At 67.5% G+C, this 12,801-nt stretch carries 15 protein-coding genes; 13 read left to right on the top strand and 2 right to left on the bottom strand.

The features are described 5' to 3' along the window. Positions 1–214 precede the first annotated feature (214 nt). Positions 215–340: a hypothetical protein gene (locus ACQEU8_RS33405; RefSeq protein ID WP_433107793.1), complete on the top strand. Its 126-nt coding sequence runs from the start codon at positions 215–217 to the stop codon at positions 338–340. A 46-nt stretch (positions 341–386) separates the two neighbouring features. Here the strand turns inward: ACQEU8_RS33405 and ACQEU8_RS33400 are convergent, their stop codons facing one another. Both ACQEU8_RS33400 and ACQEU8_RS33395 read right to left on the bottom strand, forming a co-directional pair. Next, positions 387–1,223 carry a DUF1932 domain-containing protein gene (locus tag ACQEU8_RS33400; protein WP_433107791.1) on the bottom strand — a complete coding sequence of 279 codons (837 nt, stop codon included), beginning with the start codon at positions 1,221–1,223 and terminating at the stop codon, positions 387–389. Further along, positions 1,220–2,230, bottom strand: coding sequence for a hypothetical protein (locus ACQEU8_RS33395; RefSeq protein ID WP_433107789.1), 1,011 nt, complete (start codon positions 2,228–2,230; stop codon positions 1,220–1,222). The genes ACQEU8_RS33400 and ACQEU8_RS33395 overlap by 4 nt, the downstream gene beginning before the upstream one ends. 690 nt (positions 2,231–2,920) lie before the next feature. Here ACQEU8_RS33395 and ACQEU8_RS33390 point away from each other — a divergent pair. The 12 genes from ACQEU8_RS33390 to ACQEU8_RS33335 all read left to right on the top strand — a co-directional run bounded on the left by ACQEU8_RS33390 (position 2,921) and on the right by ACQEU8_RS33335 (position 12,788). Then, a complete protein-coding gene (locus ACQEU8_RS33390) occupies positions 2,921–3,331 on the top strand; it encodes an ATP-binding protein (RefSeq protein WP_433107787.1) in 411 nt (136 codons plus the stop codon). Beyond that, positions 3,328–3,783: a DUF6415 family natural product biosynthesis protein gene (locus ACQEU8_RS33385; protein ID WP_433107785.1), complete on the top strand. Its 456-nt coding sequence runs from the start codon at positions 3,328–3,330 to the stop codon at positions 3,781–3,783. The genes ACQEU8_RS33390 and ACQEU8_RS33385 overlap by 4 nt, the downstream gene beginning before the upstream one ends. Then, positions 3,780–4,157, top strand: coding sequence for a hypothetical protein (locus ACQEU8_RS33380; protein WP_433107783.1), 378 nt, complete (start codon positions 3,780–3,782; stop codon positions 4,155–4,157). Before ACQEU8_RS33385 ends, ACQEU8_RS33380 begins: the two co-directional genes overlap by 4 nt. A 304-nt stretch (positions 4,158–4,461) precedes the next feature. Further along, positions 4,462–4,938, top strand: coding sequence for a hypothetical protein (locus ACQEU8_RS33375; protein WP_433107782.1), 477 nt, complete (start codon positions 4,462–4,464; stop codon positions 4,936–4,938). A gap of 188 nt (positions 4,939–5,126) precedes the next feature. After that, a complete protein-coding gene (locus ACQEU8_RS33370; RefSeq protein WP_433108903.1) occupies positions 5,127–5,897 on the top strand; it encodes a winged helix-turn-helix domain-containing protein in 771 nt (256 codons plus the stop codon). Positions 5,898–6,015: 118 nt separating this feature from the next. Continuing rightward, positions 6,016–6,822, top strand: a complete 807-nt coding sequence (locus ACQEU8_RS33365; protein ID WP_433107780.1) for a hypothetical protein — start codon at positions 6,016–6,018, stop codon at positions 6,820–6,822. After that, the gene (locus ACQEU8_RS33360; protein ID WP_433107778.1) at positions 6,807–6,950 is read left to right on the top strand and encodes a hypothetical protein; all 144 of its coding nucleotides are present in this window, start codon (positions 6,807–6,809) and stop codon (positions 6,948–6,950) included. Before ACQEU8_RS33365 ends, ACQEU8_RS33360 begins: the two co-directional genes overlap by 16 nt. 81 nt (positions 6,951–7,031) lie before the next feature. Beyond that, entirely contained in the window at positions 7,032–7,235 is a 204-nt protein-coding gene (locus ACQEU8_RS33355; RefSeq protein WP_433107776.1) for a hypothetical protein, read from the top strand. Positions 7,236–7,303: 68 nt separating this feature from the next. Further along, positions 7,304–7,972, top strand: coding sequence for an NUDIX domain-containing protein (locus ACQEU8_RS33350; protein ID WP_433107774.1), 669 nt, complete (start codon positions 7,304–7,306; stop codon positions 7,970–7,972). Between the two features lie 262 nt (positions 7,973–8,234). Beyond that, positions 8,235–8,363: an FxLD family lanthipeptide gene (locus ACQEU8_RS33345; RefSeq protein WP_433108900.1), complete on the top strand. Its 129-nt coding sequence runs from the start codon at positions 8,235–8,237 to the stop codon at positions 8,361–8,363. A gap of 82 nt (positions 8,364–8,445) precedes the next feature. After that, complete coding sequence (locus tag ACQEU8_RS33340) at positions 8,446–11,517, top strand: lantibiotic dehydratase (protein ID WP_433107773.1); 3,072 nt, start codon at positions 8,446–8,448, stop codon at positions 11,515–11,517. After that, positions 11,514–12,788, top strand: coding sequence for a lanthionine synthetase C family protein (locus tag ACQEU8_RS33335; protein ID WP_433107771.1), 1,275 nt, complete (start codon positions 11,514–11,516; stop codon positions 12,786–12,788). Before ACQEU8_RS33340 ends, ACQEU8_RS33335 begins: the two co-directional genes overlap by 4 nt. Positions 12,789–12,801 lie beyond the last annotated feature (13 nt).

Below are 12,801 nucleotides of genomic sequence, written 5' to 3'. Positions count from 1 at the left end.
CACTTGGCCCGGCGCGCGTGGGAGCTTGAGCATATCGATCAAGTGTCGTGTGCGATTTGGGCCTGCCGATCCCGTACGGGTGCGGCAGGCCCAAGGTGATGCCGCTGGTGGCGGGCGAACCACGATTCACGGCAGTGGTCGATGCGCTGCTGGGCGAGCTGAAGATCGAAGGGGCGCTGGCCGCTGCGAGGGGCGGGATGGGAACCTGCGCGTCGTGGAGTTCCTGTCCGGATGGCCCCAGGGCCTGGACCTGGTACCGCACGAGGAACTCAACGAGCGCGTGCTGGGGGCGCGGCTGGTGGTGCGCGCACCAGGGAGGCTACGCCGTACGCGAACGTGATCCTGCGGTGCGGCGTACCGTTCTGAGGATCTGCTGATCGCCAGTGTTACGAGCCCTGACGGAGGTGAGCGAGCACATCAGCGAGGGGCAGATCGTACTGGTCCTTGTCCTTCTCCCAGCGCGTCATCACAGAGGCAGTGGCTTCGGCGATCTCGGTCGGCAGTCCAGCGGCCCGCAGTGCTTCCGCGATCTCCAACATCTCCGGCGCCCACCGCCAAGCGCGCGCAGCAACGCTCGGAAGGTAGTCGGGGTCGGAAAGGATCTCGGAGACCATGGTCTTGGCCTCCGAAATCAGGAGATCGCCCACTCCATGGGTATCAGCGAGGGCATGTGAGACGCCGGCGAGAGTACGAGCGGCCTTCTGGAAGCCCGCGAAGGACGCTTTGAGCGCCGACGCTGAGCCAATCCGATCACCTGCGCTGCGCGCCTCGACGGCGGTCTCGTTGAACAGGTCGTGAATCGGTTCCAGGGCCTGTTCAGCCCCCGCCAAGTAGAGACGGCACGTTCGTTGCGCTGTCGGTGGGGGGCCAAAGATCGCTCCGTCGAGCACTACGGGAGCAGGCCGAATGTCGCTGGCGATACGTTGCATACGCTGAGGACTGATTGCGTTGGCGTCGATGTAAAGGCCATTGAACGAATATTTGGAGACGGCGGCAGCAACCTCTTCGGCGGCGTGCGGTGGACACACAGACAGAACCACATCACTCGCGTCGAGGGCTTCCCCGAGTGATGCGCACGCCGTCAGGCTGGCATCCTCCGCGCGCTGCTGAGTGACTCGGCTACGGCCTTGGGAAACCCACAGGCCGCTGTGACCGGCACCCACCACCTGGGCGGCGACCGCCGCTCCCATCGAGCCGGGGTGGAGAACGGTCACCGTGGTCACTGTGTGCCTCCTGGCGGTAGCTCAGCCGAACTGTGTTCTTGGTGGGCGACGATAGCCTCACGCATAGCGACTGCCGATGGGGCAGTGCTGGCTGGGTGTACTGCCAGGTCACGGCGGAACTGACCCAGGCGCTTTCGCACACTTTCTGTGGCTCGGCGTGCGTTGACGCCGAGGACGTCGTAGAGCTGAACGGCCGCGCCGTCGAGGTCACCGCGGCTCAAGCGGGCCGTCGCCAGGTCCATGCGGGCCAGGGACATCTCCCCGAGACGCTGGCGCTCCGGCGCGGCAGCCTCGTACATGTTCACCGCCTCCTCCGCGCGTGCCTCTGCCTCGCCCAGGTGTTGGCCGCCTCCCAGCCACAGGTGCGCACTGCTTGCGTAGAAGAACTGCTTCTCAACTGGGAAGGCCATCATTCCGCCGGGGACGTCGTCACCATTGAGGAGCTGGTCGCGCATGTTGTCGGCACTGCGTAGTGCGGCGACGGCATCGCCTTCGAGTTGCAGTTGGCCGTAAGCACGCGCCTGGATGCTCGCCAGGCGGATATGCGCCGTCCCTTGCTCTGGCACAAAGTCGGCACCTGCCTCAGCCAAACGCACTGCGTCGTGAGGGCGGCCATCCCAGTAGGCGATAAGGGCTTGAAGTCCACGCACCCACGCTCGAAGGCCGTTGTGACCAGCCAGTTCGCCGCACATGAAAGCGGTACGAGCCTGCGTTTCCGCCGCGTCGTATCGGCCGAGATCGAAGCTGGCGTTAGCCAGGACACCACACAGTACACCTGCCGCAACGTACAAGTCCCGGGTGTATTGGGGAGGCTGGCGGCCTTCAAGGCGATTAAAGGCCAGATTGCGAAGCTCTCGGACCTCGCGGAAAAGCGGCCCTACCGGGCGATTAGGGTAGTTAGTCACGATTCGATGAATATCAGCTTCGAATTGCTCTATCGTGTGTGGACCGACGTTGCTGCTCTCCGCCCTGGCGGCGAACCGCGCTGATTCACTGGCGGCTGCCATCACCACATCCTCAGTACCGCAATCGAACGAGCTTTCCGAACCGGAATCTGTCTGACAGGGTGGTTCGGGGAGCCCGGCTGCTGTAGTGGCAGGGGCGAACAGTCGGCCCACAGAAATGCCCGGGAACATGAATTGTAGGACTCGGCGGGCCTCAGTCCGCGGTGCCGTCTTCACCTCTCCGTGCATCCACCTGACGAATTGACGCTTCTCCGGTGGTGGCGCGGTCGCGAGCGAGGACGGCCCCTCCTGCTCGGCTACGTGTCGCGCGGCTTCCTGGTACCGCCTCTTGAAGACCTCGTAGTCCTGCCAGCCCTTCTGATTGATGAGGACCTGAAAGAGGGGTGGTTCCGACTCCATGCCTCTCCTCGGGGCTCGTACCTGTACCTCGCTCCACGCTAAGCACCAACTGCTTGCGACAACAGGGCACTTCGATACGAGACCGGCCGGACCAGCTACATGACAGCGGTGTGACACCAGACGACTCAAGACGACACCGTTAAGGCACTCGTTAAGGCATTGCCTCCGCACCAGACTGCCGCTTCCACGAACGTCACGGGAGCCGAATCGAGCTGTCACGCTCCGTTGCCCCCGAGGCGGCTGGCGAGGGAACCACAGTGAGCCGGGCTACAGCGCGATTCACGGTGGCCGTTCACTACGCACCAGTACGGCACTGGAGGTGCCATGAGTGTCATGGCGGAGGCAGGAACCGCGCAGTTCAAGCAAGAACTCGACGTACGAGCGTCCGCGTTGGGCTGCGTGCGGACCATCGTCAAGGCACACATGTGTCTGTGGGGCTTCGCGCCGTTAGCGGAGACCGTCGCGCTGTGCCTCCACGAGCTGCTGGCCAATGTGCCCAGACACACCGGTTCCCCGAAGTGCAAACTCACCCTCGACCGCAGCCCTGACCGCCTCCGCGTCACCGTCAGTGACACCAGCCAGACCCTCCCGGTGAAACGCGAGCCGGACTGGACCAAGGAGACCGGGCGCGGCCTGGTCCTCCTCGACGAAATGACCGACGCCTGGGGAGCCGAACCGAACCCTGATGGCGGGAAGAGCGTGTGGTTCGAGATTCGGGCGACGCCGCAGCGGGAGGCAGCATGACTACGCCGCGTCCCGTCCTCCCTCGGCGAGAGCGCAGCAAACTCGACGTCGAGCCTGCCGGGAAGGCGCCCGTCACCAAGCTGCGCACCTGCATCGACGTCATGCACGACTGGTTCATCGAGGACGAAGAGATCGATGACGCGCTGGACGCTGTGATGGGCAAGGAGTCGGCGCTCCTGACTCGGGAAGAGCTGGACGAGTTGTTGCCCCGTATTCGCAAGCACCTTCGCCAGCTTGTTCACATCGCCACCACCCGGGTCAGCGGCGACTGGAGTCCGGAGCTGACCGCGGTCGTCACCCGCTCTCAGCGACTCGACGCAGCCCCAGTACCCGACGACTTCCCCGGCGCCCGGGGATACGTCCGCCGCCTGGCCTTCGTCGTCGGGGACGTCCTCGAGGTCTTGGCCGTCGAGCAAGAAGCAGCGCAGGTGGAGGAGCGGTGGTCGGCGTGACGCTCCCCCGCACCTACTGGTGCCACATGGACTACACCAACCCCCACGGTTCCCGTGTCTCCCTCCGTGGGACGATGACGCCGGACCCTGCTCAGGCGGTCACCTGGCTCCGGGAGACGGCGCGGGACATTGTCTGGATGCTCGATCGCGCCGTGTTCGCCCAGGTCTGGGCATGGCTCGGCGACCATCCCGGCGCCGCAGCAGCCGTGAGCGAGCTTCGCTCCGGCAGGCTCTACGACTTCCAGTTCGGCCTCGGCCGGCACCAGTGGACGCTCTTGGCCCACCCGGTCTCCCGGCTCCCTCTTCTTGCGGCCTGTCCCCGCGCCGACCAGACCGAGGCGATGTCAGCCGCAGCTTGCGGCGCTGGCCCGTGAAAAGAGCACCCACACAAGCCAACCACTCGCACACCCGCGCGCTGACGTAGCACCAACACGCAGGCCGACGCCACCCACGACGCGGAGCGGTGACGCCGCAAATCCTCGTTCGAATGCCTAGCAGCAGGAGTCCTCAATGCCCCAGCAGCTCTACCAACAAGGACTTCGCGTCCCATACATCGCACCGTGGACGCACGAGGTCCCGACAATCGGCCCTGTTAAGCGCCACAGAGGTCGGGGAGGCGAGGGGCTGGGATACACGGACGAAGCCCCTAGGGCCGACCGGTGGTATGGCGCGCTGTGGATGCGGGTACCGATCGCCCGCGGCAAGGGGCGGGCCCGTCTCGGTAGCGTGCACGCGCTGCGTCAGCGGCAGTGCATGAAGTACTTGCGCTGCCAGATCTGCGGGCATGAGACGTTCGGCCGCGCTGACGAGCGGCATCTGTGGCTGGTAGCCGGCAGTGAGCCCATCGGGGAGGGCGAAGAGAGCTCGTCTCCTCCTGTCCACGAGAGCTGCGCGGCCGAGGCCGTACGCGACTGCCCCCGCCTGCGGAAGAGCCACGTCGCCTCGCTCGTGGACACGCCGTTGTTGTGGGGAGTTGCTGGCCTGGTGTACGACCCCGAGACTCTCGAACCCCTTCCCAGCGAAGCCGATGACGGGCTCACGCACGTCTCCTTCGCCGACCCTCAGCTGCGCTGGACCGTAGCAGCACGCCTGGTGGTCACACTGCACAACTGCACAGCCGTCGACCTGGACGACCTCGTAGCCGCGGCAGCCTAGCCGGGTCTCCGATCCGTATCCGGCGGCTCGCTGCGATCCGACGGACGTCCTCTTACCTTCCCTCGACGACGATCACCGGGAGAGCTATGACCAGATCCTCGACACCCAGCCCCACGCCTGTATCGGCCAGTCGGCCGAGGCCAGATACTCCCGACCTGGCCACCGCGATGGGCACCGTGCGCAGCGTGATGAAGAGCGGGTACCCGAACTCGCCAGCCGCATGGGAGCGCGGAGCGGACCGGCTGCATGCTCTCGCGGCGGACCTGCTGTCCTGCGCCGGTACCGCAGCGAAGACCAACCGACAGATCGACCACGTCGTCGTGGCTCTCAGGGCGACACTGCGCGCCCGCCCGCAGCCAGCTGGGCTCCAGCACGTTGTCGTTCTGGCGGGTCAGCTCCGCACGTTGATCTGGCTGCTGCGACAGGGCTCCGATGCCCAGCTTGCGGAGACAGTGGCCCGCGCCATCGCCTCTGGCGCCTACGCGCCCGGCAGCTACCTGCCCCGAACCGGGTTGAGCAAGGACTTCGGTGCGTCGCCTGACGTGGTGCGGCGGGCAGTGGTCCTGCTCGTGGACACAGGGGTGCTGGAACAGGTTGGCAGGCGGCTGCGGGTCCCCGGGCCGGGGAAGCCGTATCGCAACATGCCCGAGCACATTGCCCAGCGGCTTCGGCAGCGGATTGCCTCCGGCGTGTACCGCGACGGGCAAGCCCTGCCGTCCCAGCAGAAGCTGGCCAAAGAATTCGGCTCCTCCACTACGTCTGTCTCCAGAGCTGTCGCTGATCTGCGTGCCGAAGGACTGGTGGCCGTGTCGAGGGGGCGGCCGGTCACGGTCATCAATCCTCCTCGTCCACCGCACCGGCGTGCTCTCACCGCCCCCGCCGCGAACGTCGCGGCTTCACGCCCGGTGCAGGACCTCCCTCTGCCCGAGCCACAGACCGTTCCTGCTGAGTCCGCATGAGACCCCGGAGTGGCCAGTCCGCTGCCGTGGGCCCGCATCCCCGAAGCGGCTGAGGCGTGACCGCCTGCTGCTCGCGCTCCCGATACGGGGTGTTGGCCCGTCTCTTAAGGAGGTCTTCTTGAACCGTTTACGTGTCGCTGCCTGCAACTTCCTGCGCAACGGCGGAGGTGACCGCGACTGCCGCCAGAAGATGTACGCCCTGCTGAGGTCCTTGCGGATCGACTTTCTGGGTCGCATGGAACTGCTCGGCTGCGAAGACCCGAGCACCGGGCTGTGGGACGAGTCGAGAAAAGCGCTCGGCATGGAAGGTGTTCTCGCCCCACGCATGGGAGCGACAGCCGTCTATTGGAACCCCGAAACGCTCATGTTCTCGCCGACCCCGGACGCGAGGTGGAAGGGGATCGATCATTGGCCGGACTGGTGGCTGCATCCGGCAGCCGTGACGTTGCGCCTGCTCAAAACGTCTGAGCCGGTCGACTTCATCGCTGCCAGCACACATCTCCGTTTCGACTCGTCCACCCAACGGCTTGCCGAAGCGGAGTGCACCACCCGGTTCGGGGATCGCCGCATCGGCGGCCGTCCGAGGCCCCTTCCGGCCATCATCACCGGCGACTGGAACTCCTACTGCGCCGGCGATCCCGTCGAAGGCGAGCCGCCGACGCCCCGGCCGGAGGAGATCACCGACCGGCGGCACTTGGTACACCGCAGCTACCTGCTCCCCTCCGGCGAGCGGGTGATGGACGACCGTCCCGACCGGACGCTGAAGCAGGCGGGATGGGTGGACGCGGCGCGACACTTTGCCCGCAACGCGACAGGGGAGACCCGGCGGTGCGCAGTCGCGGCCACCTCCCCCACGCCCCAGTTCGCTCGCCCCGAGCAGGCCCGCCGAGACGCATCATCCGCACCTACGTGCCCAAGGAGCTAGGACCCGCTATCAGCCACGTAGAGGTGATCGACGTCGGCGGGCTCTCCGACCACCGCATCGTCGTGGTCGACCTGGACCTGAACGTCCTTGTAGGCATCAACCGACGCGAGTTCCTTCTGCGCTCCTGACCGCGCCGGACCGCACGCAGGGCAGAGCCACCATCCACCAGTCCCCGGAACCTCCGGGCTGAGCCAGCAGAAAGGCACCCAGTGAAAAAGGGCTACAGCGTCACCGCCATCGTCAGCGGCCTTAACAAGGCAGGAGGAGCGACGGAGGTGAAGGTCCTGGCCGACGACGAGGAAGACGCCAAGCGACAGGCCAAGAACAAGATCCAATGGGGAGGATCCTCGCGCGACCGTGAGGATCGGCCGCGTCCGCGAATGACCGCCTGCCCCGTCGTCACGCCTCACTGACGGATCGCCATGTCGTTCCCGCCCCGCACGGCCTGGCCCAGGCTTGCCGTACCGAGGGAGGAAAGCCCATGCACACTGACCACAACAACCAGCAGCCCGGACATCGCCGCGTCGGCGCCCTGCTCTTGATCCGCAACCTTGAAGGCGACGTGCTGCTGGTCAAGCCGAGCTACCGCACGCACTGGCAGCTCGTCGGCGGAGGCGTCCGATCCAATGAACTGGTGCCGCACGCGGCGCTTCGCGAAGGGATCGAGGAGACCGGGCTCTCGGACCTGGAAGTGGGTGATCTGCTGGTGGTGGATCACATCGCAGCCAATCCGGACAGCGGCGCTGTCGAAGGCCTGAATTTCGTCTTTGATGGCGGAATGCTCCCTGGCAATGCACCTATCACCCTGCCCGACCCGGCACCGGGCGAAGAACCCGAACTGACCGATTGGAAATTCGTTTCGGGTAACCAGCTCAGGCACTACTGCAACCCCGTCCAGCACCGCCGAATTTGCGAAGCTCTCGCTGCGCTTGCCGACCCATCCCAGCGCGCCTACCTGGCCGAGGGCCAACCAGTGACGCCATACCCGAACCCCTCCGCGCCTGACCGGTCGAGCCCCCATACCCCCCTCAGGCTTCCTTTCCCGCGTGGCCTAGCGTGCCGGGTGCGGGCCGCCCTCCGGGCCCGAAGGCACGGAATCTCAACGAACTTCATGGCTATCGCATTTACGAGGAAGCCGAACGGTGAATAGCCCTGTTGCCGAGTACGGAGCGGCCCTCGAACTCACTCTGTAGGCGCCCCGGAGCGACTTCCCGACATGAGAAAAGCGGCCCGCGAACGACGTCTGGGCACGGCCCTCGTGTCGGGGCTGGCCAGGAACCGACCGTTGAGCGTAGTGATGTGATTACGCTCCGCGCGGCCCCTGGTCGGAGCACCACCTGTACCAGGTAACACACCTACCACTAGGAGGAATTGCCGTGACAGTTGCACAGCAAAGTGCTGGCGCCCAGGACGTGACGCAGCCGGACGGCTTCGAGCTGGACGTCACGCTGCTAGAGATGAGCGACAGCGCCAGCCTGACAAACCTGACCGATGACAACTGCGGCGAGACCTGCGGCGCCTGCACCACCAACGTGGCCTGACCCAAGGCGCACGTCATCCCCCGGCCGGTGCCTTTACGCATGCGGGGGCACCGGCCGTCCGCCCTCGGCCACGGAGGCCACTATGGTTTCGAGCACCGCATACCGCGCCGGTTCGACCGCGCTCGTCCGCGTTGTCGCCCGGTCAACGCTTTCCGTTTCTCCGTGCCCTGACCTCGATGACCCTTCGCCGCCTAGCGCGGCTGCTCGCCTCGCGTGGTTGCGGGGGGTATGGGCTGAGGGCGATGTTGCTGACGCGGTGAGACACGCCAGCCCCGCCCTCGCCTCCCGGGTGCATGCTCTTTGCTCATCCCGGGCGCCGTCCGCGCGCGATGTCCGCCGGGCGGTCAGCTCAGTGGTGCGCTACATCCTGCGCGCCGAGCACCGGGCGACGCCGTTCGGACTGTTTGCTGGCGTGGCCCCGGCCACTTTCGGAGCATGCACCCGCGCGACATGGGGCGCGGACCATGTGGTCATCGGCCGGGCGAGTGCTGAATGGCTGGAGTCCATTGTCGAGTGGTTGCAATCGTGCCCTGAACTGCTGGACCGGCTTTCGGTGGTCGTCAACAACACCGTCGCGATCCGTGGTGACCGACTCATCGTGCCGTACACGGCCGACACCCACAGCGACCGCAGGCGCGCGTTCGAGGCATCAATTGGCCTGACCGACCCCGTGCGGGCGGTGCTGAACGCAGCCCGAGCACCGATTCGCGTTGGAGTGCTCACCGACAAGATCACCGCCGATTTCCCTGCGGCGGGCCCTGAGACGGTACGGCGAATGATGGTGGGGTTGATCCGGCACCAAGTGCTGATCACGAGCCTCCACGCACCGAGCACTGAGACCGACGCGCTGGCACACTTGCTACGCCAGCTCGACGCCGTGGACGCGCATGCCTTGACTCCGATTGCGGAAACCGTTCGCGAGCTGCGAGGCGTGCAGATCAGCATGCGGGATTGTGGCACCCGCGACGGCCGGGAACGAGTCACAGCGCGGATGCGCTCCCTGGTCCCCGACCTCCGGCACCACCCCCTCGCACTTGATCTTCGCCTGGACGCCCAGGTCGAACTGACCGAAGCCGTCGCACGTGAAGTCGAGCGCGCTGCCCAGGTCCTGACCCGCGTCAGCGCCCTGCCGTACGGGACCGCGGCATGGAAGGCGTACCAGCGGCGGTTCTACGAGCGGTACGGCATCGGCACGATGGTGCCGCTCAAGGACGTCATCGCGGACAGCGGCACCGGCTTCCCCGACGGGTATCCGGGCACCCCCGCGGACACGCGCCGTCGCCGTCTCTCCGAGCGGGACGACGCCTTGGTACGCCTCGCACAAACGGCCGTGCTCGACAGCCGGGACGAGGTGGTCCTCACCGATGACCTGATCGCCGCGATAGACATAGGGCCCGAGAGGCCCCGGGTACCGCCGCACCTGGAGATCGGTGTCCGGGTCCACGCGCCCAGCGCCGACGAGCTGGACAGCGGGCGCTTCCAGTTAGAGGTCATGAGTGTGTCCCGTGGCGTCGGCGTCACCATGGGCCGGTTCCTCGGCGTATTGGCTCCCCAGGACCGCGAGGTGCTGGCAGCAGAGCTGTCCGAGTTGCCGACCGCAGATGCCCGCACTCTCCCTGCACAGCTCTCGTTCCCGCCGCTGCTGCCCTCAAGCGCCCATGTCACGCGCGCTCCGCAGGTCCTGCCCACCGTGATCAGCGTGCAGGAGCACCGCGATCCTGAGGGCAGCTTGCTCACGCCCGAGGACCTGGCGGTGGCCTGCGACGGGCGCCGCATGTACCTGGCCGCTCCCGAGCACGGACACCGCGTTGAGGCCGTGGGGATGAACGCGCTGAACCTCAAGGAGCACACCCCGCCGCTCGTGCGGTTCCTCACCGAGTTGTCCCGTGCCCAGTGCGCGCAGATCACCACGTTCGACTGGGGCGCCGCAAGCGCGATGCCGTTCCTGCCACGGCTCCGCTATGGCCGCACGGTGCTCGCCCCGGCACGGTGGCGACTGGATGCACCCGAGCTTCCGAGCCGCCACCGCCCCCGGCCCGAGTGGGACGCCGCGCTCGATGACTGGCGTGGCCGGCGGCGGCTGCCGCAGCGGATCTTCCTGGTCGAAGGCGATCGTCACCTTCTCCTCGACTTGGACCAGGCCGGCCACCGGACGCTGCTGCGCCAGCACTTGGCCCACGCCGGCAGGGCTGTCTTCGTCGAGGCCCCGTCGGAGGAGGCGTACGGATGGTGCGACGGCCGCGCGCACGAGGTCGTTGTGCCGCTCAAGGCGACGCGGCCACCTGCGTGGCCGACCCTGCCCGACCCCACCCCAGCCCGCTCCTTCTCCCCGGCGCAGATCCAGACCCCCGGCGTCTCCTCTGCACTGCTGGCCACCCTGTACGGGGACCCACGACGCCAAGACACCCTGCTCACCCAGCATCTCCCGGAACTCCTTAACCGACTCGGCAATCCCCCCTGGTGGTTCATCCGCTTTCGCGACCCCCACCAGCACCTCCGGGTGCGCATCGCCCTGCCCGAGCCAGCCACCTTCGCCGAGGCTGCGCGCACCGTAAGCACCTGGGCCGACGACCTGCGCGCCGCCAGTCTCCTGTCTGACCTGCGCTTCCCCACCTCGTACCGCGAGATGGGACGTTGGGGCTCCGGCGCCGCATGGGATGCCGCCGAGGAAGTCTTCCGCGCGGACTCGCGTGCCGTCGTCGCTCAGCTCTCCCAGCCCCGGCGCCCGGCCCAGCGCGCGTTGGTGGCCGCCCACACGGTTGCTATCGCCACCATGTTCCTCGGCAGCACCGAAGCGGGCATGCGCTGGTTGGTCGACCACCTCCCACGCACCGCGCCAATGCCTGCGCCGCGCCCGGAGTTCACCGAGACCGTGCGGCTGGCCGATCCGTCCAACGGCTGGCAGGCGCTGCGCGGCGCGCCCGGCGGGCAGCCCATCGTGGAGGCGTGGGCCGACCGAGACAACACGCTCGCCGCCTACCGGCCCCACTTCCCCGGCCCGGACACCCAAGGCATCGCTCTGGACGACGTCCTCTCCTCGCTGCTGCACGTCCACTTCGTACGGCACGTCGGAATCGACTTCGACGAGGAAGCGATCTGCCACTACCTCGCACGCGCCACCGCCTTGGCCTGGATGTCCCGGAGGACCCGGTGACCCGCCATCTCGCGCTCACGGTGACGGACGCCGTTGCCGACCTGCTGGCCACCCCCGACACCGCTCCCCTAAGTCCCCGAACGACAACCGCGGACAGGCAACAACTTGCGTATGGACCAACGGGTATCGCACTGCTGCACATCGAGCGGGCCGCCTCCGGTCTGGGGCCGTGGCAACGCGTCCACGACTGGCTCGCTGCCGCCACTCGGCAACCGTTCACCAGCGGGCCCGACAGCCACCCCTTCTACGGGGCGCCCGCCCTCGCTCACGCTGTGGCCCGCGCCGCAGAGCACTTGCCCGGCCCCTACCAACGAGTCCTCGACGCCCTGGACGTCCAGGTCGCCGCCGACGTCCGTCGGCGCCTTGATGCCGCGCACCGCCGCATCGACAGCGGACTGCTGGCCGAGCTCGCGGAGTTCGACGTGATCCGGGGCCTGAGCGGCTACGGCACCTACCTCCTGCACCGCCACCCCGGCAGCGTCACTTTACGGGCCGTGCTCGACTACTGCGTACGGCTCACCGACCCGATTACCGATCGGGGCGAAGAGCTGCCGGGCTGGTGGACGGCTAGCGGGCCCTCGGGCAGACCGGACAAGAAGTTCCCTGGCGGGCACGCCAACATGGGCATCGCGCATGGCATCGGGGGCGTGCTCGCTCTGCTGGCCCTCGCCGCCCGGCACGGCACTCTGGCCGACGGCCACCATGACGCCATGCGCACCATCCTCACGTGGCTGGACCGCTGGCAGCAGGAGGCCGGTCGTGGCCCCGTGTGGCCGTACTGGGTCACCCGCACCGAGCTGGGGGCCGGGCACCTGGCCCCGTCCTCGTCGCGGCGGCCGTCGTGGTGCTACGGCACTGCGGGCCTCGCGCGTGCCCAGCAGCTCGCAGCCCTCGCTTTGGGCGACACCGGCCGTCAGATCAACGCGGAGATCGCGCTCGCGACAGCCCTCACTGATCCCGGACAGCTCAAGGCCATCACAGACAACGGTCTGTGCCACGGCTTTGCTGGCCTCGCCCACGTCGCCGCCCGAATGGCTCACGATGCCCACCCCTCGACCGCCGGACAGCTCAACGCTGCGATCCCGGGGCTCCTGTCCGCAGTGTGCCCGCCGGACACCGACCCGGCGGACACCGCCCTGGCGATGGTCCAGGACACGGAAGCCGGGCCCGGGTTCCTCAACGGCGCCGCAGGCATCGCCCTGGCGCTCCTGGCGTCCGCCACGGCCGAACCGCCCCGCTCCGCATGGGACACCTGCCTGCTGATCGCCTGACCGCCTCGAAACC

This window comes from Streptomyces sp. CA-250714, assembly GCF_050936705.1.
Classification (GTDB): Bacteria; Actinomycetota; Actinomycetes; order Streptomycetales; family Streptomycetaceae; genus Streptomyces.
This window is presented reverse-complemented; position numbering and strand designations above follow the sequence as displayed.

Coding starts and splice junctions, on each gene's coding strand:
- ACQEU8_RS33375 (WP_433107782.1), top strand. CDS start 4,462: ATGCGGGTACCGATCGCCCGCGGCAAGGGGCGGGCCCGTCTCGGTAGC.
- ACQEU8_RS33390 (WP_433107787.1), top strand. CDS start 2,921: ATGGCGGAGGCAGGAACCGCGCAGTTCAAGCAAGAACTCGACGTACGA.
- ACQEU8_RS33395 (WP_433107789.1), bottom strand. CDS start 2,230: ATGGCAGCCGCCAGTGAATCAGCGCGGTTCGCCGCCAGGGCGGAGAGC.
- ACQEU8_RS33340 (WP_433107773.1), top strand. CDS start 8,446: ATGGTTTCGAGCACCGCATACCGCGCCGGTTCGACCGCGCTCGTCCGC.
- ACQEU8_RS33370 (WP_433108903.1), top strand. CDS start 5,127: ATGAAGAGCGGGTACCCGAACTCGCCAGCCGCATGGGAGCGCGGAGCG.
- ACQEU8_RS33350 (WP_433107774.1), top strand. CDS start 7,304: ATGCACACTGACCACAACAACCAGCAGCCCGGACATCGCCGCGTCGGC.
- ACQEU8_RS33385 (WP_433107785.1), top strand. CDS start 3,328: ATGACTACGCCGCGTCCCGTCCTCCCTCGGCGAGAGCGCAGCAAACTC.